This window comes from Pseudonocardia petroleophila (assembly GCF_014235185.1).
Taxonomy (GTDB): Bacteria; Actinomycetota; Actinomycetes; order Mycobacteriales; family Pseudonocardiaceae; genus Pseudonocardia; species Pseudonocardia petroleophila.
Window position 1 is genome coordinate 4,197,186 of the sequence record NZ_CP060131.1, and the last position, 20,891, is coordinate 4,218,076.

Below are 20,891 nucleotides of genomic sequence, written 5' to 3' on the forward strand. Positions count from 1 at the left end.
CCCGCGTCGCAATCGCGCGTCGACACCCGGAGGTCGCGCAAGCGTGGTCCCGGGTGCCGCGCCCCGCAGTGCCGCCCCGCGCACCGCCCTCCGGCGCCTCCCGCGCGGGCGGACAGGGGGTACCGCCCAGCCCCCACGCCCGATCCCGTCGACCGGCGACGAGACGCGCCGCCAGCTCGCCGCGCCGGTCCGCGCTCGCCCCACCGCCGGCCGAGACCCGCAGGGGATACCCGCGTCGGCACCCTCGACCCCTCGCACCCGAGTCGCCACGGCCCGCGACGGGGTTCCGCGCGGGCGCCCGGCCCGACGCCCCGGGCGCCAACGGATTCGCCCCGACAACCCCGCAGAAATGGCGGACATCTGTCCACGACAATGCGGGAATGACGCCGATCACAGTGCGGTCCGATCCCGGATGTACCGACTCGTAGCAGGTCAACGCGCTGCTCCGGACTCCATCCTGTCCGAGCCGGGACGCCGGGGTAGGGTGCCGGTAGAGCTTGATCCTTCTGGTCAGAGCTATTCGGAGAGGAATTGCCATGTCGTCGTCCGAGCCGGTCACGCGGAATCCGGACAAGGGTTACGTCGCCATTCTGGGATGGAGCCTGAACGCCGTCGAGGCCCTCGACCGGTTCGACCGCCGCTACGTCGTGGTGGCCCCGGACTGGGCCGAGGAGTACTGCACCGAGCACGACATCCCCTACATCCCGTGGAACTTCGAGCGGCTCAACGACCGCTCCATGGAGATCGCCGAGACCCTGCAGAGCGCCGGCGTCGACGTCGCGATCCCGCTCTACGAGGAGACCGTCGAGTGGGCGGGGGCGATCAACTCCGTCCTGATGGGCAACCCGCGGCTGTTCGGCCAGGCGATGCTGCTCCGGGACAAGGCGCTGATGAAGCGTCGCGCGCAGCTCGGGGGCATCCGGGTGGGGATCTTCGAGGAGGCCCACGACAAGGCCGACGTGATCCGGTTCCTCAAGCGGGTCAACCAGACGCTGCTCAAGCTCGACGGTGACCCGAACGACCCGATCCACCTCAAGGCGTTCGACAAGGCGGGGTGCCTCGGGCACCGGGTGATCCGCACTCCGGACGAGGTCGACACCATTCCGGAGGAGGAGTTCCCGGTCCTCATGGAATCGCACCTGGACGGCTGGGAGTTCGCGGTCGAGGCGTGGATCTACAAGGGGAAGATCCGGTTCCTGAACATCTCCGAGTACGTCCGCCTCGGCTATTCGGTGTTCGTGCCGGCCACCCCGGAACTGGAGAAGTACCGGGCCCGCATCACGCAGGAGATCGAGAAGCTGATCAAGGCCTTCGAGATCGACTTCGGGTTCATCCACCCCGAGTACTTCGTCACCAGCGACGGCGAGATGTACTTCGGCGAGGTCGCCTACCGGCCGCCGGGCTTCAAGGTCTTCGAGCTGCTCGAGCGGGCGTACGGCTTCAACGCCTACCAGGCGCTCGTGCTCGCGTTCGACCCGAAGACCACCGAGGAGGAGATCGAGGCGTTCTTCCCGCAGGAGGTCGTCGACGCCCGTGGCTACGCCGGCTGCTTCGGGGTGTACCCGCGGCGCCGGGTCGTCAGCGAGCTGGCGATGCCGGAGGAGACCGAGGGCCACGAGTACTTCGAGTCCCACGAGCTCACGGCGCCCCTGGAGGAGACGGTCACCAAGCGCACCGCGTTCGGGACCCACTGGGGTCTGGTCTACTTCTTCGGCGACGACCCGTACCAGATGCGCGATCTGCTGGCGAGACAGGAAGAACTTGACTTCTACGTCTAGTACCGACGTCCCGGCGGCGCTGGCCAAGCGGCTGGCGTCGCTCGACGACGCCGTGCGGGCCATGGCGGGGGCGCGCGACTTCGGCAAGCACCTCAAGCTGCGCCACGTGCTCGACGCGCTGCGGCGGGTCCTGCTGCTGCCCGGCGGGTGCGCGGAGGTCCAGGCCCGCGCCGCCGCGCTGGAGGGGGCCGGGCTGTTCCGGGGCACCGACTGGGACTCCCCGGAGATCCTCATCCCCGCGCTCGTCGGGGGGTCGCTGCACAGCACCGAGGCCGACACCGTCCTGATGGAGGCGGCGAGCGAGCTGCGCATGCTCGCCGTCGCCACCGGGTCCTACGAGCACCCGTCGATCTCCGCGCAGGACGCGCACCAGTTCCTCTCGCAGGTGCTGGCCATGAACATCGAGCTGCTGTTCACCCCGCCGAGCGAGGCGGAGCGCACCACGCAGGGCCGCACCGCGCAGCTCATCCGCGACCTGTTCCGGTACCTCGGCGAGACCGTCGGCTACGAGAGCATCCTCGACCACCTCGTCGAGGAGATCTGGCGGATCCTGCGCCAGCGGCCGATCCAGGTCGACCAGGTGCGCGACATGATCACGCAGATCGCGGTCTACCGCAGCGACCCGTCCGTCGACCTGGGGTCCACCGGGCAGGGCCTCGACCGGCTGATCACGAGCCTGTTCGGCACCACCGACGCGTGCCGGGAGGACCCCGGCACCGAGGTCTACCGCTCGCGCCTGGAGGCGATGGACGCCGCGGGCCTGCAGTACGAGGCCACCGGGTTCGCGCGGGCCATGCACGACACCGGACTGGTGTCGCCCTACCACGCGGAGCTGCTGCGGTTCCTGCTCGAGGAGGGCGACTACCTCCTCGCGGAGGCGCTCGGCCTGTCCGGCACCGGCCGCGACTGCATGCTGCGCTTCCACAAGCTGGTGCACCGCCTGATCGACGTCGCGGTGCACCCGCAGACCGCGCAGTGCATCTACGGCCTGGCGCTGCTGCTCGACCGCGGCATCCTCTACCAGCCCGCCGTCGAGCCCGCGCTGTGGCGCCAGCTCGGCCTGGTCCTGTCGCCGTACGCGCAGGAGCGGCTCACCCTCGCGTTCGGGCCGACGCCGGCGCCCCGCGCGCGCCTGCTCGCCGGGGTCCTGTCGATGCTCGGGCTGCCGCTGGGCGTCGGCCAGGGCGACAACCCGACCTGCCAGTCGGCCCGCGCGCTGTCGATGTGGGCCTACAACGACCCCGACTACCTGCTGCAGGTGCTGGTCTGGGCGGCCCGCGACGACGAGCTGATCATGCACTTCGAGGGCCAGTCGATCTCGTCGCGGGAGAGCGGGGGCGGGGTGGCGACGACGCTGCCGACCGACCTCGATCCCGTGTCGCTGCTCGTCGTGCCGCACCTGGACCGCGTCTACGCCGAGATGGGCCGGCGCTGCGCCGACCGCCCCGGCGACCCCCACCGCTGGGTCAACCCCGAGTTCCACGGCTGGTGGTCCGGGCGCGGGTTCCGGATCAACGTCGACGTCGAGACCGGCAAGCTGATCGACCTCGACGAGTTCCTGCGGCACTTCTACGCCAGCTACCACCCCGACTACAACGGCTACCAGCCGCTGATCCACCCGCAGCCCGCCGGCGTCGCCGTCACCGACAGCGCGGCGCGCTACATCGGCTGGCATGCGATCACGATCCTGCGGGTGAACTTCGACCCGCAGGACGAGATGCGGGTCTACTTCTACAACCCCAACAACGACAGCGGCCAGGACTGGGGCGACGGCGTCGTGGTCGGCACCGCGGGCAACGGCGAGCGGTTCGGCGAGGGCTCGCTGCCGTTCGAGCAGTTCGCGTCGCGGCTCTACATCTACCACTACGACCCGTTCGAGCGGGGCGACCCGGAGCGGGTCCCGGCGGCCGACCTGGCCCGTGTCGTCGGCTACATCGAGCGCAGTTGGGGGGCCGACCGGCTGCCCGCGGGCGACCTGCAGGCGGCACCCGAACGGGGGTGAGAGGTGTGACCGGCGGGGGAGCGGGTACGTCCCCGTCATGAGCACCGAAACAACGTCCGCCTCGCGGCACGCCGCCGTGGACCCCGGCGATCTGTCCACCGGCGAGCTGGTGACCCGCCTGTCCAGCCAGGTCACCGACCTGGTGCGCGGCGAGCTGGAACTGGCCCGCACCGAGCTGGCCGAGAAGGGCAAGCGCGCGGGCGTCGGCGCGGGCCTGGCCGGTGCCGGCGGGGTCGTCGCGCTCTACGGGGTCGGCGCGCTGGTGGCGGCCGCCGTCGCCGGGCTCTCCCTCGTCCTCGACGTGTGGCTGGCCGCGCTGATCGTCGCCGTGGTGATGTTCGTGGTGGCGGGCGTGCTCGCGCTGCTCGGCCGCTCGCAGATCCGCCGGGCGGTCCCGCCGGTGCCGGAGGCGGCCGTCGACTCCGTCGGCCGCGACGTCGACACCGTGAAGGCGGCGGTGCGGCGATGACCGGCGCGCACCGGGCCGAGAACGTCGGCTCCGACGACACCCGGACCGTGGCCGACCTGGTGGCCGAGACCCCGGCGGCGCCGGTGGATCCGGACCGCCCCGTCGTCGACGCGCGGACCCCCGAGGACAAGCGGGCCGCGATCGAGGACCTGCGTGCCGAGCTCGGCGACACCGTCTCCGAGCTCGCCCACCGCGTCGACGTCCCGTCCCGGGTGAAGGCCCGCGGCGAGGAGGTCACGGCCCAGGCGAAGGCCGGGCTCGAGCGCGCGCAGACGGCGCTCGACGAGAACGCCCCGCAGGTCGGGCGGGTCGTGCGCGAACGTCCCGGATCCGTCGCCGCCGCGGCCGTCGCCGCCGTCCTCGCCGTGCTGGTGGTGAACCGCCTGCGCCGACGGAACGCCTGATGGGTGCGTCGAGGGTGCGACGGACGGCGGCCGCGGGCCTCGCCGCGGCCGCCCTGCTGCTCACCGGGGCCGGGGCGTGCGAGAGCGGGCCCGGCGTGCCGCCCGCCGGCGAGCAGGGGGACGGCGTCGGCAACGGCGGCGACCAGGGCGACGAACAGGCCCCCGGCGAGGGCGGCGCGGGCGACGAGATCGGTGGCGGCGGGGGCTGACCCGTCAGGTCCGGGACACCGCGGCGACGACGCGGTCCGGGCGCAGCAGGACGGCGCCGGCCCGGCCGCGCGCGAGCCAGCCGCGCAGCACGGGGTCGTCGACGACGACGGCACGGGCGCCGAGCGCGCCGGCCCGGCGTCCCAGCGCGGCGTCGATCGGGCCGGCGTCGGTCGGGCCGGCGTCGGTGGGGCCGGCGGCCAGCAGGGCCCAGCCCGGCCCGAGCAGCTCGTCCAGCAGGACTCGTGAGCGGAGATCCCCGCCCCGGCCGCCGCTTCCGCGCACGGCGGGCTGCGGGCAGACGGTCCCGGGCAGGTCCCCGCGCCGGACGCGGCGGTCCACCCACGCGCTCGGCGGGTACCGCGTCCGGATCCCGGCCAGGGCCCGCGCCTCCGCGCCGGGCAGCCGCAGCAGCCCGGCGACGACGGGCCGGCGCAGGGCGGCGAACAACCCGTTGCCGCCGGTCATGGCCCGCCCGACCCGCACGGCCGCGCGGGTCACCGCGACGACGTGCGGTGCCCGTTCGGCCTCGTAGGTGTCGAGCAGGTCCTCGCCCGCCCGCCCGTCGAGGACGGCGGCGAGCTTCCAGGCGAGGTTGTGGGCGTCCCCGAGGCCGGTGCCCAGGCCCTGCCCGATGAACGGCGGCATGAGGTGCGCGGCGTCGCCGAGGAGCAGCACGCGACCGCGCCGCCAGCGCCGGGCGAGCTGCGCGCGGAAGACGTACTCGGCCCGCCGCACGACGGTGTACGACCCGGGCGACGCCCACGGGGCGAGCAGGGCCGGCAGGTCGAGGCCGTCCGCGGTCTCGCCGTCGTGCATCCGGAGCTCCACCCGGTACCGGTCGCCGGTGAGGTGCAGGGCGGTGGCGGCCCGGCGCGGGTCGCAGACCTGGTCGACGCCGCCCCAGCCCGCGATCCCGGCCGGGCTGCGCAGGTCGACGACGAGCCAGCGCTGGGCGAACCCCAGCACCCGCGTCCCGGACCCGATCGCGGCCGCGACGGTGCTGCCGGCCCCGTCACAACCGAGCACCGCGGCGGCCGGGACCCGCTCACCGCCCGCGAGGACGACGTGCGGCCCGTCGCCGTCGTCGGACACCCCGGTGACCTCGACGCCGCCGCGCACCGGGACGCCCGCCCGCCGCACCGCCGCGCGCAGCACGGCCTCGAGGTCGGGCTGGTCGAACAGGTTGGCCTCGGGATGGCCGTGGACGCCGGGGGCGGTGTCGCGGCGGAACACCGCGAACGGGCGGTGCGCCGCGTCGAGCAGGCGCAGCCCGGTGGCCGGGCGGCTGATCGCCGCGAACTCCTCGTGCACGCCGAGGTGCTGCAGGACCCGCACGGCCGCCCCGTCCAGGTGCACGGCCCGCGGCCGGGCGTAGGGCTCGGTGTGCCGGTCGAGCACGGTGACCGGCACACCGAGCCGCCCGAGCAGCCCCGCGACGGCGAGCCCGGTGGGGCCCGCCCCGACCACCACGACGCCCGGCACGGTCCCAGTCTCGCGCGGGATCGCGCCCGGCGCGTGATGATGCGGGGATGGGAGACGTGGCGGACGTCGCCGTGGTCGGGGCCGGGCCCGCGGGTGCGGCCACCGCGCTGCGACTGCTGCAGCTGCGCCCGGACGCGCACGTCCTGCTGCTCGACGCGGCCGACTTCCCCCGCGACAAGGTGTGCGGCGACGGCGTCGCCCCGCACGTGGTGGCCATGGTCGACGCCCTCGGCGGGCCGGACCTCACCGCCTTCGGCCCGCCGGTGTGGGGGCTGCGGGTGCGCTCGCCGGGCGGGCGCACCGTGGACGCCCGGTGCGACGACCCGAGCCGGGTGATCCCGCGGACCGTCCTCGACGCGGCGCTCGTCGACGCCGCCGTGGCCCGCGGCGCGGTGCTGCGGCGCCACCGCGTGCGCCGGCTGGACGTGCGGCCGGACCGGGTCGTCCTCGACGGGGAGATCGCCGCGCGCGTCGTGGTCGGGGCCGACGGCGCGCACTCCGCGGTGCGCCGCGCGCTCGGCGCCCCGCCCGCGCCCGCGCGGTCCACGGCGCTGGCCGTGCGCGGCTACACCGACTCCGGCGCCGACCCCGACGCGCTGGTCATCGCGTTCGCCCGGGCCCGCCCACCCGCGTACGCGTGGTCGTTCCCGCTGCCCGGCGGCGGCGCGAACGTCGGCTACGGGGTGTTCGGGTCGGCCGTGCCCACGAGCAGGCGGGAGCTGCTGGACCGCCTCGCCGAGGAGCTCCCCGGGCCGCTCCCGGCGCACGTGCGCGGGCACCACCTCCCGCTCTCCACCGGGCCGCGCTTCCAGCCCGACGGCCGGGTCCTGCTCGTCGGCGACGCCGCGGCGCTGGTCAACCCGGTGACCGGCGAGGGCATCTTCTACGGGGTCGCCTCCGGCGCGCTGGCCGCCCGGGCCGCGCTGCGCGGCGACGGGGCCGGGGCCGCGTACCGGGCGGCGCTGCGGCGGGCGCTGGGGCGCCACCACCGCCACGTCGGGGCGCTCGCCCGCGCGGTGCCGCACGGCCGGTTCGTCGACGCCGCCGTGGTCGCGGCGGGCCGGGACCGCCGGGTGTTCGACGCGGTCGTCGAGGTGGGGCTGGGCCGCGGCACGGCCTCGGCCCGCGTGCTGGCGTCGATCGTGGCCGACTACGTCCGGCTCAGGTGACGAGCGCCGGTCCCGCCGCGACGAGCAGCACGACGTCGATCAGCGCCACGACCAGCACCGCGCGGAACGGCGCCCGCGACCCGGGGCGGCGACCCACCCGGAACCCGGCGACGAGCACGGCGCCCGCCACCACCGGGGCCGCGACGAGCACCCCGACCGGCACCGCCCCGGACCCCGAGACGCCGCCCGCGAGCACGACCGACGCGGCCAGCAGCAGGGCCGCCGCCGCGATCCGGCTGCGCGCCGCGCCGAGGCGGTGCGGCAGGCCGCGCACCCCGGTGGCCAGGTCGTCGTCGAGATCGGGCAGGACGTTCGCGAAGTGCGCCCCCGACCCGAGCAGCGCCCCCGCCACCGGCAGCCACCACGGCGGCGCACCCCCCGAGCCCAGCACGACGAACACCGGCAGCAGCCCGAAGCACACCGCGTACGGCACGACCGACGCCCGCGTGGCCTTGAGCCCCAGGTCGTAGGCCAGCCCGGCGGCGACGGCGACCAGGTGCAGCCCGCCGGCGAGCACCCCGGAGGCCAGTGACAGCGGCACGCAGAGCACCGCGGCGACGAGGGCCGCGACCCCCACCGTCCGCGGGTCGACGACCCCGGCGGCCGCGGGCTTGTCGGTGCGGCCGACGGCCCGGTCGCGACCGGCGTCGAGGTGGTCGTTGAGCCAGCCGATCGAGAGCTGCCCGGTGAGCACCGCGGCGGCCACGAGCAGCACCCCGACGGAGTCGCGCCCGGTGGTGACGGCGAGCGCGGTGACCAGTGCGGTGACCGCGACGGTCGGCTCCGGATGGCAGGACCGGGCCAGTGCCAGCACGCGCCGTGTGACCGATCCGTCCGGACCGGGGCCGAACTCGGCAGGCCGCATGCCACCCAGCATGTCAGCCTGAGGAGTGGCCACCCTCCGCGCGACCCGTCCGCGCAACGACCCGGGCCAGTACGACGACCTCGCCGCCCAGTGGTGGGACCCGCGCGGCGGCTTCGCGATGCTGCACTGGCTCGCCGAGGCCCGGGCGGCGCTCGTGCCGCGGGCCGACCGCCCCGGTGCCGTGCTCGTCGACCTCGGCTGCGGCGCCGGCCTGCTCGCCCCGCACGTCGCCGGGAAGGGGTACCACCACGTCGGCGTCGATCTCACCGCGTCGGCGCTGCGGCAGGCCCGCGAGCACGGTGTCACCGCCGTCCGGGGCGACGTCGCGCACGTCCCGCTGGCCGACGGGTGCGCCGACGTCGTCGCGGCGGGGGAGATCCTGGAGCACGTCACCGACCTGCCCGCGGTCGTCGCGCAGGCCTGCCGGCTGCTGCGCCCCGGTGGGCTGCTGGTGATCGACACGATCGCGGCGACCGCGCTGGCCCGCGTCGTGGCCGTGACGCTGGCCGAGCGCCTGCCCGGGGGGCCGCCGCCGGGCATCCACGACCCGGCGCTGTTCGTCGACCGGTCCGAGCTGGTGCGCGAGTGCGCCCGGCACGGCGTCGACCTGCAGATCTGGGGCGTCCGGCCGTCGCTGGTCGACGCCGTGCGGTCGTGGCCCCGCGTGCGGATGGTCCGGGTCCCGACCACCGCGGTGCTGTTCCAGGGCGCGGGGCGGCGCCGGTGACCGCGCGGATCACCGGCACCGGGTCGGCCGTGCCCGGCGAGGGCTTCGGGCAGGACGAGATGTGGGACGGCTTCTACGCCGCGCACTCCGGGGGCGGGCGGGCGCGTGAGCGGGTGTTCCACGGGGCCGGGGTGACGCGGCGGCACGTGGCGGTGAACCCGCTGGTGGAGGACGCGTCCGCGTGGAGCACCGGGCGGCGGATGCGGCGCTACGCCACCGACGCCCTGCCGCTGGGCAAGGAGGCCGTGGCCGCCGCGCTCGCCGACGCCGGGATCGCGGCCGAGGACGTCGGGTTGTTCGCGGTCGTCTCCTGCACCGGCTACGCCACGCCGGGCGTCGACATCCGGGTGGCGGCCGACCTCGGCATGGCCGCCGACGTCCAGCGGCTCGTCGTCGGCCACATGGGCTGCTATGCGGCGCTGCCCGGGCTCGGCGCGGTGAGCGACTACGTGGTGGCGCGCGGGCGCCCGGCGGTGCTGCTGTGCCTGGAGCTGACGTCGCTGCACGTCCAGCCGCCGACCGGGGACATGGGCCAGGTCGTCTCGCACGCGCTGTTCGGCGACGCCGCGGCGGCGCTCGTGGTGGAGCCCGGCGCCGGGGCGGGGACGGCGATCGTCGACGTCGCCGCGCTCACCGACCCGGGCACGGCCGACCACATGACGTGGGAGGTCACCGACCAGGGCTTCCGGATGGGGCTCTCCCCGGAGGTGCCCGCGGTGCTGGCCCGGCACGTCGGCCCGATGGTGACCGGGCTGCTCGCCCGGCACGGCCTCGCCGTCGGCGACGTCGACGCGTGGGCGGTGCACCCCGGCGGCCCGCGCATCCTCGACGTCGTGGAGCAGGAGCTCGCCCTGCCCGGCGACGCGCTCGCCGACTCGCGCGGTGCTCGCCGAGCACGGCAACTGCTCCTCGGCGACCGTGCTGCTCGTCCTGGCGCGGCTGCGGGCCGCGGGCCGTCCCCGGCCCGGCCGTCCGGCCGTCGTGCTGGCCTTCGGGCCGGGCCTGACGCTCTACGCCGCGCTGCTGTCCGGGGACCGGCCCGTCACGGGGTCGACGTGGTCGGCCGGGACGACGGCGGACCAGACCGCGGTCCAGCAGCCGGGGCAGCAGTACTGGCGGAACACCACGGGGGCGTCGACGTAGTCCGACGCGGTCGCGATGATCTGCGGGCCCGCGTCCGTCGCCGGTCCCTCGTAGCGCGCCAGCGTGAGCGACCCGGCCTCGCCGAGCGACTCCCCGCAGTGCCGGCAGGCGACCACGTGGCCGCCGCCCGACGGCACCTCGACGAGGTTGTCGTCGAGACGGCGACCCGTCGCGACGTCGAGGGGGCCGGACGGGGCGGGCGAGCCGGACCGCTCCCGGCGGTGCCCGCGCTGCCGGTCGCGCTCGGCGGCGGTCGCGGCGTCGTCGACCCCGTCGCCGTCGAGCACCACCCCGTAGACGGAGCGCGCGGCGTCGGCGGTGATCAGCGGCAGCGACTCCGCGAGGTCCGCCGACTCCCGCCGGATGGCCGCCGCGCTCGGCGCCGCCGACCTGACGACGGCCTCGGTCCGCGGCCTGCACTTCGGCGGGGCGCTCGCGCCGGGGGAGCCGACCGGCAACGAGCTCGCCGCCGCCGAGATCGTCGGGTGGCTGGGGGAGCGGCACGAGCTGGCGGGGTGATCGGCGCGGGGCCTAGGCTCGCGGCGTGATCGTCTGGCACAACCCCCGCTGCTCGAAGAGCCGGGGCGTCCTGCAGGTGCTGGCCGAGGCCGGGGTGGTGCCCGAGGTGGTGCGCTACCTCGACACCCCGCCGTCGCGGGCCGAGATCGAGGACGTGCTGCGCCGCCTGGGCACCGACGATCCCGCCGCGATCGTCCGCACCGGCGAGGCCGTGTACCGCGAGCTGGGGCTGGCCGGGGCCGACCGCGACACCCTGCTCGACGCGCTCGCCGCCCACCCCGCGCTGATCGAGCGGCCGGTCGTGATCGACGGGGACCGGGCCGTACTGGCCCGCCCGCCGGAGCGGGTGCGTGAGCTGCTCGACCGCCCCTGACGCCCGCGCGCACGGGTCGTGCGTGGGCCGGTCTCAGGACCGGTGGGGCGCCAGGCGCGCCGCGATCCGGTGGTGGGAATCGCGACGGCGGGGGGAGGCGTCGGGGCCGGGTGGGTCGCCCAGTGCCACGGCGACGTCGGTGATCCCGTAGGTGACGCGGTGGGCGAGCAGGTCGACGGCGGTCTCCAGCCACGGGCCGGCCTCGGCGGGCGGGCCCGGTCCGAGCACCGCGTCGAACCACACCGGCGGCAGCTCCGCGCGCTCGATCATCCCGGCCAGGCGGGCGCGCAGGGCCGTGCGCAGGGCGTCGGCGGAGCGGTGGCCCTCCGCGATCGCCTCGGCCCGCTGCTCCCGGCGCTCGTCGTCGGCGGCCAGCACGGCCGCCGACCGGTCGGCCGCGTCGGCGACGTGCTCGGCGGTGCGGCGGTAGTCGTCGAGGTCGAGGCGGGCGGCGGCGAACTCGCGGACCGCGCCCGCGCGCGTCGGCGTGCCGGGTTCGCTGCGGGCGACGGCCAGGCTCGCCGCGACGACGGCCTGCACCGCCCGGCCGTGCCCGACCCGCCAGCGGCGCAGCTCGGTGAGGTCGGCCTGGTGGATCCGGCGCCGCGGCTCGGGCAGCAGCTCCGCCTCCAGGTCGGCGCCGCGCTCGGCCCGGGCGGCGAGCACGACGAGGTCGGCACCGCCGTCGAGGTCGGCCGTGCGGGCCCCCGTGGACGCGCGGACGTGCCGGTCGAGCCAGCGCAGCCGCCGGTCGAGCCGCGCGGTGGTCTCGTCGAGGCGCCGGGTGAGCTCGCGCTCCACCGAGTCGACGGCCTCGGTGGCCTCGTCGACGCGCCGTTCGAGCAGGCCGGTGTGGTCGGTGTGCCGGCTCAGGTCGTCGCGCAGCTCCTCGACGGGCCCGGCGTCGGCCTTCGCGTCCACGTCGCGGCGGAGCTGGGTGAGCCGGTTCTCCAGGCGCGCGATCTGGTGGTGCAGGTCGGGGTGCTGGTGGTCGTCGTCGTCCACGGGCTCAGACCTCCTCGTCGACCGGCGGGCGGCGCACGGTGAGCAGGAACCCCGCGACCGCGACGACGGCCACGGCCGCCACGGCCGCCCGCAGCCACCCCGGCGCCCACTCCGGCGCGACGGCGGCCAGCCCCACCCCGGCGACCAGCACGGCGACCGCGCCGCCCCGCCGCTGCCGGTGGCCCTCGGGCGGGCCGAAGCGGTGCGCGGCCGCGATCACGACCGCGGCGAGGATCCCGGCGGCCAGCAGCGCGACGCCCCACGTGCTCCACCACCCCGCCACCAGACCGACGACGAGCAGCACCGCCGACCCGGCGCCGAGGGCGAGCGCCGTGCGGAGCACCAGCCGGGTGCTGGCGGCGTGCGCGACGGCCTCCTCGGCCCGGGCGGCCTCGTCCTCCAGCGCCAGCACCTCGTCGGTGGCCCGGACGATGTCGTCGACGCGCTCGTCGGTGAGGTCGGTGTCGCGCAGGTCCTGGTGGGCGCGGAGCAGCTCGAACCGCCGTCGCCGCGCGGCCTCGACGAGCCGCGCGGGCGAGTCGGGTCCGTCCTCGTCCTGCACGTCCCCATCATGGCCGAGCACCCCGTCGGGGCCCGGCGACGCGCGGCGTCAGCCGCCGAGGACCTCGCGCAGCGTCCGCCCGAACGCCTCGGGCTGCCCCGGGTAGCCGAACTCGCCGCCCATGAAGCCGCCGTGGTGGCTGGGGAACACGGTCGCCTCCTGCCCGAGCAGCGCGGCCGTGGCCACCGTGGTGCGGCCGGTGAGCAGGCCCGCCGACTCCTCGCCCACGGCCAGCACGACCCGCGTCGGGGCCGCGAGCAGCGCGTCGACAGGCAGGCGGTGGGCGGTGAACGCCGCGGACCGGTCGGACAGCAGCGGGTCGTCGCGGTTCCCGTCGTCCTCGGTCGGCATCCCGAACGCGGCCGGGTCCGGGGCGGGCTGCGCGAAGAACTCGTCGGTGAACTCGCCCTGCCACGACGTCCCCGCGATGAAGCCGGCCATGCCGGCCCCGAACCCCTTGGCCTGGTACGCCTCGCGCCAGCCCGCCTCGGCGCGCGCGGCGGCCGCGGCGTCGGGGAGGGTGGTGATCAGCGGGGGCTCGTGCGCCACCAGGATGCGCACGTCGTCGGGGTGCGTCGCGACGAGCTCGAGCCCGGTGATCGCGCCCCCGCTGCTGCCGAACAGGTCGACCGGGCCCGCGCCGAGCGCCCCGATCAGCGCGTGGACGTCGGCGGCCTGGGTCTCGGGGCGGTTGTCGACCCGGCCGTCCCTGCGCGTGCTGCGGCCGATCCCGCGCGGGTCGTAGGTGACGCAGGTGCGGTCGGGGAACTGCGCGGTCAGCGCGCGGAAGCCGGTGGCGTCCATCGGCTGGCCGATCATCAGCAGCACCGGGCGGCCGTCGGCGGGGGGCAGGGGGCCGAGGACGTCGTAGGCGAGGTCGGCGTCGGGCAGCGCGAGCGTGTGGGTCGTCATGCCGGTAGGACGGCGGCCGCGGCCGGAACTCATCGGTCCGCGCGACCACCGTCACATCTGAACAACTGTTCATGTGTTGTTAGAGTCGTCGCGATCATCCGACGACGTCTGGAGGCGCCGTGCCGACCCGTCCCCTGCCGGCGCTCCTCGCGCTGCTCGCGGTCCTGCTGGCCGGCTGCGCGACCACCGGCCCCGGGCCCGCGACCGCCGACGCGCCCCCGACGCTGACGATCGCCACCGGCTTCGCGATCGACGACCTCGACCCGATCGAGAACGGGTTCTGGGGCCCGGAGTTCGGCTACGTCGAGCTGCTCATGCACCCCGAGCGCGACGGCGACCCGACGCCGTGGGTGCTGTCCGGCCTGGCCAACCCCGGCCCGCTGACCTGGGTGCTCGACCTGAACGACGGCGTCACCTTCCAGAACGGCGCCCCCCTCGACGGTGCCGCCCTGGCCGCGCTGCTGACCTTCCAGCTCGCCGAGAACCCCGACCTCGCCGCCGGGCTCCCCGGGGCGACGGCCGCCGCGACCGGGCCGCTGCAGGCCGTGCTGACCACCGCGCGCCCCGCGCCGAACGTGCCCGCCCTGCTGGCCGACGAGTCGATGGTGCCCGTCTACGACGTGGCCGCCTACCGGGCCCACCGCGCGTCGGGCGCGCCCGCGGCGGACCTGCCGGCCGCGGGCCTCTACACCGGGCCCTACGTCGTCGACTCCCTCGACGCGGAGTCGATGCAGCTCTCCCCGCGGCAGGGCTACTGGGACGGCGTCCCCGCGCTCGACGACCTCACCGTGCGGTTCGTGCCGGAGGTCTCGGCGCGGATCCAGGCCGTGCAGGCCGGGGAGGCCGACATCGCGCTGTACCCGCCGACGGCGTCGGCGCAGACCCTCGACGGCCGCACCGACGCGTTCTTCGTGACCGGCGAGCCCGTCGGCCCGACGTTCGTGCTCGAGTTCAACCAGCGCACGGCCCCCTTCGACGACCCGCTGGTCCGCCGCGCGGTCTACGCCGCCGTCGACTACGACCAGATCGCCGGGCAGGTCATGAACGGCCTCTACGCGCCGGCCACCGGGCTCTACACCGACTCGCGTCCCTGGGCGGAGCGGACGCAGCGCACCGACACTGCCGCCGCGGGCGCGCTGCTCGACCGGGCGGGCTGGGTCCGCGAGGGCGACGGACCCCGCACCCGCGAGGGCGTGCCGCTGGCCTTCACGATGCTCACCTACCCGCAGCAGCCCGACTCCGACACGCTCGCGCTGGCCGTGCAGTCGCAGCTCGCGGCGCTCGGGGTGGGGGTGGAGATCCGGCAGGTCCCCGACATCACCTCGGCGGTCGAGGAGCCCGCGGGGTGGCAGGCCGCGGTGCGCGGCAACGGGTTCATCTCCTTCGGCGGCGACTACGTCACCCCGCTGAACACCTACCTGCGCAGCGGCGGTCCGGGCAACGTCACCGGGATCGCCGACCCGGAGCTCGACGCGCTGATCGACTCGGTCGCGGTCGAGCTCGACCCCGCCGCCCGCGACGACCTGCTGCGGCGGATCCAGACGCGCGTGGCCGACGACGGCTACCTCGCCTACCTCGGCATCCGCCTGCCCGCCGTGGTCGCCGGCCCCGCGTGGCGCGGCTACGAGGTGCCGATCTCCAACCTCTGGGTGGACGCCCGCACCGCGCCGGCCGCCTGAGGTGCGCGCCGTACCGGCCCGGCTGGTGCAGGCCCTGGTCACGCTGGCCGGGGCCGGGGCGCTGGTGTTCGGGATGCTCGCGGTGACCCCGGGCGATCCCGCCCGGCGCGTGCTGGAGGCGCGCGGGGTGACCGAGCCGAGCCCGCCCGCGATCGCCGCGGTCCGGGCGGAGCTGCGCCTGGACGACCCGCTGCCGCTGCGGTTCCTCCGGTGGGCCGCCGACGCGGTGACCGGGGACCTCGGGATCTCCTGGCGGACCGGGCAGCCGGTGGCGCTGGAGTTCGCCGCGCGGCTGCCCGCGACCCTGCGGCTCACCGGGGCGGCACTCGTACTGGCCGTCGCGCTGGCGCTGCTGCTCGGCGCGGCGGCCGCGGCCGCCCCCGGGCGGTGGCCGGACGTCGTCTCGCGGGTGGTGGCGCTCGGGATGCTCGTCGTGCCGAGCTTCGTGCTCGGCGTCGTCGTCCTCGACGTGGTCGTGGTCGGGGCGGGGCTGGGCCGGGTGATCGCCGACGGGACCTGGGCCACGGTGTTCCTGCCCGCGCTGACGCTCGCGCTGGCGTCGGGGGCGACCTGGTCGCGGGTGCTGCGCACCGGCCTGCTGGAGGCCCGCTCGGCGCCCTACCTGCGGGTCAGCGCCGCGCGCGGGGCGTCGCCGGGCCGGCGGCTGCGGGTGCACGAGCTGCCGAACGCGGCGGCGCCGTTCCTCACGGTCGTCGGGCTGGGCACCGCGGCGCTGATCGGCGGGGCGCCCGTCGTCGAGAGCGTGTTCACCTGGCCCGGCGTCGGCCGCTACACCGTGGAGGCGATCGACGCCCGGGACATGCCGGTCGTCGTCGGGTTCACGCTCGTCGCGGTCGTGGTCTACGTGGTGACGAGCCTGGTCGTCGACCTGCTGTGCGCCCTCATCGACCCCCGGCTGCGGCGGGACGCGCGGTGACCGCCGTCGTGGCCGTCCCCGAGGCCCGCGCCGGGGTGTGGCGCGCGCTGCTGCGCCGCCCGGCCGCGCGCGCGGGGCTGGTGCTGGCCGCGGCGCTGGCCGCGGCGGCGCTGGTCGGGCCGTTCCTGGCCGTCGACCCCGACCTGCCCGACTACGCCGACCAGCTCGCCGCCCCGAGCGCCGCGCACTGGCTGGGCACCGACCAGTCCGGCCGCGACCTGCTCGCACGCAGCCTCGCCGGCGCGCGGACGTCGCTGGGCGCGGCCCTGCTGGTCATGGCCATCGCGTCGGTGGTCGGGCTCGTCGTCGGCACCGTCGCGGGGTCGGTCGGCGGACGGGTCGACGCCGTGCTCACCCGCCTCACCGACGTCCTGCTGGGGCTGCCGTCGCTGGTGCTCACCCTGGCCGTGGTCGGGGTGCTCGGGCCCGGCTTCGGGAACCTGGTGCTCGCGATGTCGGCCACGAGCTGGGCCGGGCTCGCGCGGCTGGCCCGCAGCGTCGCCCGCGGCAGCGACCGGCGGCCCGACGTCGTCGCGGCCCGGATGGCCGGGGTCGGGCGGGTGCGGGTGGCGCTGGGGCACGTGCTGCCCGCGGCGGCGTCGCAGGTCGCGGTGGCGGCGACGCTCGGGCTGGGGGAGACCGTGCTCGCGCTCGGCGGGCTGTCGTTCCTCGGGCTCGGGGCGCAGCCGCCGACCGCGGAGTGGGGCAACATGCTCGCGACCGGCCGCGCCACGTTCGCCTACGCCCCGTGGCAGCTGGTCGGGCCCGGCGTGGGGCTGGTCCTCACCGTCACCGCGGCCGCGCTGATCAGCGACGCGCTGCGCGACGTCACCGACCCGGGGCGTCCCGGGTGAGCGCCCCGCTGCAGGTCACCGGGCTCACCGTGCGGTACCCGGGGGGCCGCGTCGCCCTCGACGGCGTCGACCTCACCGTGGGCGCGGGGGAGCGCTGGGCCGTCGTCGGACGCTCGGGCAGCGGCAAGACCACCCTGGTCCGCGCGGTGCTCGGGCTGCTCCCGCCCGGCACGCAGGTGTCGGGCAGCGTGCGGGTGGGCGGCCGCGAGGTGCTCGGCGCCCCGGACGCCCAGCTGCGGGCGCTGCGCGGGCTCGTCGTCGGGTACGTGCCGCAGGACCCGTTCGCGGCGTGCGACCCGCTGCGGACCGTCGGGCACCACGTCGTCCAGGCCTGGGCCGCGCACCGCCGCCGCCCGCCCGACGGCGCCGTGCCCGCCGCGCTGGAGGGCGTCGGCATCCCGGACGCCGGGCGGCGCCAGGCGCAGCACCCGCACCAGTGGTCGGGCGGGATGCTGCAGCGCGCGACGCTGGTGGCGGCCACCGCCCACGGCCCGCTGCTCACCCTGGCCGACGAGCCGACGAGCGCGCTGGACGCCGAGCTCGCCGACGACGTCCTCGACCTGGTCCGCCGCTCCTGCGGGGCGCTGCTGCTGATCAGCCACGACCTCGCGCTCGTGGGCAGGCACGCCGGTTCGGTGCTCGTGCTCGACGAGGGGCGGGCCGTCGAGCGGGGCGACCCGGCGACGCTGCTGACGGCCCCCGCCGCCCCGGAGACCCGGGTGCTGGTGGCCGCGTCCGCCCCGGCCCCGCGCGCGGCGGGCCCGGAGCCGGGACCGGTCGTCGCGGGCGTCCGCGGGGTCGTGCGCCGCTACGGGACGGTCACCGCCGTCGACGGGGTGGACCTCGACGTCCGCGCGGGCGAGGTCGTCGGCGTGATCGGGCGGTCCGGGTCGGGCAAGTCGACGCTCGCGCGGCTGGTGGGCGGGATGGAGGCGCCGGACGCGGGGCGGGTCCGCCTCGCCGGGGACCGGCCCGGGTTCGTCATGCCGGTGTTCCAGGACCCGGTCGCGAGCCTGGACCGGCGCTGGCCGCTGTGGCGCACGCTGGCCGAACCGCGCCGGGCCCGCGGCGAGCGCCACCCCCGGCGCCGGCTGCGCGACCTCGCGGCCGAGGCGCTGGCCGGGGTCGGGCTGGCCGGGGTCGACGTCGACCGGCTCCCCGGCACCCTGTCGACCGGGCAGGCCCAGCGGGTCGCGCTCGCCCGCGCGCTCGTCGCCCGGCCCGTGCTGCTCGTCGCCGACGAGCCCACGGCCAGCCTCGACGTCGCCGCTGCCACCGCGATCGCCGCCCTGCTGCGCACGATCGCCGACGACGGCGCGGCGCTGCTCGTCGTCAGCCACGAGCAGGCGCGGCTGCGCAGCTACGCCGACCGCGTGGTCACCATGCGGGCCGGGCGGCTCGTCGACGGGGAGGCCCGCGACCGTGCCGCACGCTGAGCTGCTCCTCGTCGCCCGCCCCACCCCGTCGGGGGTCGACGGGCGGTCGCTCGCGGCGCTGGCCGCCGCGGTCGCGGACCGCACGGCCCTGCCGGTGCGGGTCGCGCACCTCGACCAGGCCGAGCCCTCGATCCACGCCGCGCTCGACGCCGCGGCCGCCGCCGGGGCGGCGCAGGTGCGGATCGTCGCCCTCGCCGTGCCCGACGACCGCTACCTCACCGCCTGGATCGGGCGGGCCGTCGCGCACTGGCGCGCGGACCGGGCCCACGCCGTGGACGTGACCCTCGCCACCGGTCTGGCGGGCCACCCCGATCTCGCGGGGGCCATCGCCCGGCTCGGTGACGACGCCGGGGAGCCGGTCCGGGCGGGCCCCGGCGCGTTCCGCAGCCCGGCCTGGTCGGTGCTGCCGCGGGTGGTCCGGCACCTGCTGGTCTGCCGCGGCCCGCGCTGCACCGCCTACGACGCCGGGACCGCGCACCGCGCGCTGGTCGCGGCCACCGGCCACGACCCCGGCACCCTCGTCACCCCGACCGGCTGCCTCGGGCCGTGCAACCTGGGCCCGCTAGTGGTCGACCACCCGGCCGGGACCTGGCACACCGGCGTCGACGCGGCTGCGGTGGCCGCCCTGCTGGCGGGCCCGGATCCCCGCAGCTGAGGCGGCGCCGCCGTACCGACACACGCGCGGCGGATTCCGTCAAGACTTGTAGTTAGGCAATCCTTGGATAAGGGTTGCCTATGGCCCGTACGTCGGGGGAACGTCGAGAAGGGGCAGTCATGCCGCAGCTGAGATCGGCCGATGCAGGCCGCCGCGCCGTCCACGACCTGGTCGGCATCGGGTTCGGCCCGTCGAACCTGGCGCTGGCCATCGCCCTGGACGAGCACGGGGAGGGCCGCGTCGCGGCGCGGTTCGTCGAGCGGCAGGCGGAGTTCGGCTGGCACCGCGGGATGCTGATCGAGGACGCGACGATGCAGGTGTCGTTCCTCAAGGACCTCGCGACCCTGCGCAACCCCACCAGCCGCTACGGGTTCCTGTCCTACCTGCACGACCGGGGCAGGCTCGTCGACTTCATCAACTACGGCACGTCGTTCCCGACGCGGCTGGAGTTCCACGACTACCTGGAGTGGGCCGCGTCGGGGTTCGCCGACCGCGTCGACTACGGCACGACGGTCGTCGGCGTCGACACCGTCCCCGACGACCCGGAGCTCCTCGACGTCCGCACCGCCGACGGCGGGCGGCTGCGCACCCGCAACGTCGTGCTGGCCACCGGGCTGGTGCCGCACCTGCCCGAGGGCGTCACCGCGGGCCGGCGCACCTGGCACAGCCGCGACCTCCTCGCCGCCACCGCCGCGGCGGCCGACGCGGGCATCGAGGTCCGGCGGGTGATCGTCGTCGGGGCCGGGCAGAGCGCCGCCGAGGCGGCCGACCACCTGCACCGCACGTTCGCCGACGCCGAGGTCTGCGCGGTGTTCGCCCGCTACGGCTACAGCCCCGCCGACGACAGCTCGTTCGCGAACCGGGTGTTCGACCCGAGCGCCGTCGACGACTTCTTCCGGGCCCCGAACGAGGTCAAGGACCTCATCCTCGGCTACCACGGCAACACCAACTACTCCGTCGTCGACCTCGACCTGATCCAGGCGCTCTACCGGCGGCACTACCACGAGAAGGTCAGCGGGCGGGAGCGCCTGCGGTTCCTCAACGTCAGCCGGGTGGCCGACGTGGTGGAGACCGGTGACCGCGTCGAGCTCGCGGTGGAGTCGATGGTCGACCGCAGCCGCGAGGTGCTCACCGCCGACCTCGTCGTCTACGCCACCGGCTACCGGCCGTCGGACCCGGTGGGCCTGCTGGGTGCGGTCGCCCCGCGGTGCCGCCGCGACCGCCTGGGCCGCCTCGACATCGGCCGCGACTACCGGGTGGCCACCGACGACGACCTCCGCGCCGGCATCTACGTGCAGGGCGCCACCGAGCACACCCACGGCCTGTCCTCGACGCTGCTGTCCAACGTCGCCGTGCGCAGCGGGGAGATCGCCGCGTCCGTCGTGGCCCGCCGGCCCGCCCACCGGCCCGCCCACCTCGCGCGCGCCGCCTCCGGCGCCTGAGCGCCCCGACCACCGAGGAGCACCCCATGTCCACCAACCCGTTCGACGACCCCGACGGCACCTTCCACGCGCTCGTCAACGACGAGGGCCAGTACTCGCTGTGGCCCGTGTTCGTGGCGGTCCCGCAGGGCTGGACCGTCGCGCTGGGCCCGGCCGGGCGCCAGGAGTGCCTCGACCACATCGAGGCGCACTGGACCGACCTGCGCCCGCGCAGCCTCGTCGCCGCGATGGAGTCCGACGAGCAGCGCACGGGCGACTGACCGCCGCC

21 protein-coding genes are annotated in these 20,891 nt (G+C 76.6%); 16 read left to right on the plus strand and 5 right to left on the minus strand.

Features of this window, described 5'->3' with window-relative positions:
- Nucleotides 1–536: 536 nt before the first annotated feature.
- Genes H6H00_RS20900 through H6H00_RS20920 form a run of 5 tightly spaced genes read left to right on the plus strand, consistent with a single transcriptional unit; the run spans nucleotide 537 to nucleotide 4,862 of the window.
- Nucleotides 537–1,778 (plus strand): ATP-grasp domain-containing protein, encoded by a 1,242-nt coding sequence (locus H6H00_RS20900; RefSeq protein ID WP_185717430.1) that lies wholly within the window; start codon nucleotides 537–539, stop codon nucleotides 1,776–1,778.
- Entirely contained in the window at nucleotides 1,762–3,780 is a 2,019-nt protein-coding gene (locus tag H6H00_RS20905; RefSeq protein WP_185717431.1) for a hypothetical protein, read from the plus strand. The genes H6H00_RS20900 and H6H00_RS20905 overlap by 17 nt, the downstream gene beginning before the upstream one ends.
- A 37-nt stretch (nucleotides 3,781–3,817) precedes the next feature.
- Entirely contained in the window at nucleotides 3,818–4,249 is a 432-nt protein-coding gene (locus tag H6H00_RS20910) for a phage holin family protein (RefSeq protein WP_185717432.1), read from the plus strand.
- A complete protein-coding gene (locus H6H00_RS20915) occupies nucleotides 4,246–4,653 on the plus strand; it encodes a DUF3618 domain-containing protein (protein WP_185717433.1) in 408 nt (135 codons plus the stop codon). The genes H6H00_RS20910 and H6H00_RS20915 overlap by 4 nt, the downstream gene beginning before the upstream one ends.
- Nucleotides 4,653–4,862, plus strand: coding sequence for a hypothetical protein (locus H6H00_RS20920; protein ID WP_185717434.1), 210 nt, complete (start codon nucleotides 4,653–4,655; stop codon nucleotides 4,860–4,862). The genes H6H00_RS20915 and H6H00_RS20920 overlap by 1 nt, the downstream gene beginning before the upstream one ends.
- Nucleotides 4,863–4,866: 4 nt before the next feature.
- Here the strand turns inward: H6H00_RS20920 and H6H00_RS20925 are convergent, their stop codons facing one another.
- Complete coding sequence (locus tag H6H00_RS20925; protein ID WP_185717435.1) at nucleotides 4,867–6,345, minus strand: bifunctional 3-(3-hydroxy-phenyl)propionate/3-hydroxycinnamic acid hydroxylase; 1,479 nt, start codon at nucleotides 6,343–6,345, stop codon at nucleotides 4,867–4,869.
- Nucleotides 6,346–6,392: 47 nt separating this feature from the next.
- On the opposite strand from H6H00_RS20925, the gene H6H00_RS20930 reads away from it, so the two are divergent.
- Nucleotides 6,393–7,514, plus strand: coding sequence for a geranylgeranyl reductase family protein (locus tag H6H00_RS20930; protein WP_221775611.1), 1,122 nt, complete (start codon nucleotides 6,393–6,395; stop codon nucleotides 7,512–7,514).
- On the opposite strand, the gene H6H00_RS20935 is transcribed toward H6H00_RS20930, so the two are convergent.
- Nucleotides 7,507–8,379 (minus strand): UbiA family prenyltransferase, encoded by an 873-nt coding sequence (locus H6H00_RS20935; protein ID WP_221775612.1) that lies wholly within the window; start codon nucleotides 8,377–8,379, stop codon nucleotides 7,507–7,509. The two genes, H6H00_RS20930 and H6H00_RS20935, sit on opposite strands and share 8 nt — an antisense overlap.
- Before the next feature lie 25 nt (nucleotides 8,380–8,404).
- Between H6H00_RS20935 and H6H00_RS20940 the strand changes: the two genes are divergently transcribed.
- The 3 genes from H6H00_RS20940 to arsC are packed head-to-tail and all read left to right on the plus strand — an operon-like array spanning nucleotide 8,405 to nucleotide 11,141.
- Nucleotides 8,405–9,106, plus strand: coding sequence for a methyltransferase domain-containing protein (locus H6H00_RS20940; RefSeq protein ID WP_255425287.1), 702 nt, complete (start codon nucleotides 8,405–8,407; stop codon nucleotides 9,104–9,106).
- Nucleotides 9,103–10,797, plus strand: a complete 1,695-nt coding sequence (locus H6H00_RS33020; protein WP_425566756.1) for a hypothetical protein — start codon at nucleotides 9,103–9,105, stop codon at nucleotides 10,795–10,797. The genes H6H00_RS20940 and H6H00_RS33020 overlap by 4 nt, the downstream gene beginning before the upstream one ends.
- Entirely contained in the window at nucleotides 10,794–11,141 is a 348-nt protein-coding gene (arsC, locus tag H6H00_RS20955; protein WP_185717438.1) for an arsenate reductase (glutaredoxin), read from the plus strand. Before H6H00_RS33020 ends, arsC begins: the two co-directional genes overlap by 4 nt.
- A 33-nt stretch (nucleotides 11,142–11,174) precedes the next feature.
- Here arsC and H6H00_RS20960 read toward each other — a convergent pair whose 3' ends face one another.
- The 3 genes from H6H00_RS20960 to H6H00_RS20970 are packed head-to-tail and all read right to left on the minus strand — an operon-like array spanning nucleotide 11,175 to nucleotide 13,620.
- Nucleotides 11,175–12,146, minus strand: a complete 972-nt coding sequence (locus H6H00_RS20960; RefSeq protein ID WP_185717439.1) for a hypothetical protein — start codon at nucleotides 12,144–12,146, stop codon at nucleotides 11,175–11,177.
- 4 nt (nucleotides 12,147–12,150) lie between these two features.
- Nucleotides 12,151–12,708 carry a hypothetical protein gene (locus H6H00_RS20965; protein ID WP_185717440.1) on the minus strand — a complete coding sequence of 186 codons (558 nt, stop codon included), beginning with the start codon at nucleotides 12,706–12,708 and terminating at the stop codon, nucleotides 12,151–12,153.
- Between the two features lie 48 nt (nucleotides 12,709–12,756).
- Entirely contained in the window at nucleotides 12,757–13,620 is an 864-nt protein-coding gene (locus H6H00_RS20970; protein ID WP_185717441.1) for an alpha/beta fold hydrolase, read from the minus strand.
- Nucleotides 13,621–13,739: 119 nt separating this feature from the next.
- Between H6H00_RS20970 and H6H00_RS20975 the strand changes: the two genes are divergently transcribed.
- The 7 genes from H6H00_RS20975 to H6H00_RS21005 all read left to right on the plus strand — a co-directional run bounded on the left by H6H00_RS20975 (nucleotide 13,740) and on the right by H6H00_RS21005 (nucleotide 20,883).
- Nucleotides 13,740–15,299 carry an ABC transporter substrate-binding protein gene (locus H6H00_RS20975; RefSeq protein WP_185717442.1) on the plus strand — a complete coding sequence of 520 codons (1,560 nt, stop codon included), beginning with the start codon at nucleotides 13,740–13,742 and terminating at the stop codon, nucleotides 15,297–15,299.
- A 1-nt stretch (nucleotide 15,300) separates the two neighbouring features.
- Complete coding sequence (locus H6H00_RS20980; RefSeq protein WP_221775613.1) at nucleotides 15,301–16,236, plus strand: ABC transporter permease; 936 nt, start codon at nucleotides 15,301–15,303, stop codon at nucleotides 16,234–16,236.
- A complete protein-coding gene (locus H6H00_RS20985) occupies nucleotides 16,233–17,090 on the plus strand; it encodes an ABC transporter permease (protein ID WP_255425289.1) in 858 nt (285 codons plus the stop codon). Before H6H00_RS20980 ends, H6H00_RS20985 begins: the two co-directional genes overlap by 4 nt.
- Nucleotides 17,087–18,526: an ABC transporter ATP-binding protein gene (locus H6H00_RS20990; RefSeq protein WP_185717443.1), complete on the plus strand. Its 1,440-nt coding sequence runs from the start codon at nucleotides 17,087–17,089 to the stop codon at nucleotides 18,524–18,526. The genes H6H00_RS20985 and H6H00_RS20990 overlap by 4 nt, the downstream gene beginning before the upstream one ends.
- Complete coding sequence (locus H6H00_RS20995) at nucleotides 18,513–19,181, plus strand: (2Fe-2S) ferredoxin domain-containing protein (RefSeq protein WP_185717444.1); 669 nt, start codon at nucleotides 18,513–18,515, stop codon at nucleotides 19,179–19,181. Before H6H00_RS20990 ends, H6H00_RS20995 begins: the two co-directional genes overlap by 14 nt.
- Before the next feature lie 119 nt (nucleotides 19,182–19,300).
- Nucleotides 19,301–20,623 carry a lysine N(6)-hydroxylase/L-ornithine N(5)-oxygenase family protein gene (locus H6H00_RS21000; RefSeq protein WP_185717445.1) on the plus strand — a complete coding sequence of 441 codons (1,323 nt, stop codon included), beginning with the start codon at nucleotides 19,301–19,303 and terminating at the stop codon, nucleotides 20,621–20,623.
- A gap of 26 nt (nucleotides 20,624–20,649) precedes the next feature.
- The gene (locus H6H00_RS21005) at nucleotides 20,650–20,883 is read left to right on the plus strand and encodes an MbtH family protein (protein ID WP_185717446.1); all 234 of its coding nucleotides are present in this window, start codon (nucleotides 20,650–20,652) and stop codon (nucleotides 20,881–20,883) included.
- The last annotated feature ends 8 nt before the right edge of the window (nucleotides 20,884–20,891 follow it).

Excerpts from the sequence above, each read along its gene's own strand:
- H6H00_RS21005 (WP_185717446.1), top strand. The coding sequence starts at position 20,650 with ATGTCCACCAACCCGTTCGACGACCCCGACGGCACCTTCCACGCGCTC.
- H6H00_RS20930 (WP_221775611.1), top strand. The coding sequence starts at position 6,393 with ATGGGAGACGTGGCGGACGTCGCCGTGGTCGGGGCCGGGCCCGCGGGT.
- H6H00_RS20915 (WP_185717433.1), top strand. The coding sequence starts at position 4,246 with ATGACCGGCGCGCACCGGGCCGAGAACGTCGGCTCCGACGACACCCGG.
- H6H00_RS20935 (WP_221775612.1), bottom strand. The coding sequence starts at position 8,379 with ATGCGGCCTGCCGAGTTCGGCCCCGGTCCGGACGGATCGGTCACACGG.
- H6H00_RS20900 (WP_185717430.1), top strand. The coding sequence starts at position 537 with ATGTCGTCGTCCGAGCCGGTCACGCGGAATCCGGACAAGGGTTACGTC.
- H6H00_RS20970 (WP_185717441.1), bottom strand. The coding sequence starts at position 13,620 with ATGACGACCCACACGCTCGCGCTGCCCGACGCCGACCTCGCCTACGAC.
- H6H00_RS21000 (WP_185717445.1), top strand. The coding sequence starts at position 19,301 with ATGCCGCAGCTGAGATCGGCCGATGCAGGCCGCCGCGCCGTCCACGAC.
- H6H00_RS20920 (WP_185717434.1), top strand. The coding sequence starts at position 4,653 with ATGGGTGCGTCGAGGGTGCGACGGACGGCGGCCGCGGGCCTCGCCGCG.
- H6H00_RS20910 (WP_185717432.1), top strand. The coding sequence starts at position 3,818 with ATGAGCACCGAAACAACGTCCGCCTCGCGGCACGCCGCCGTGGACCCC.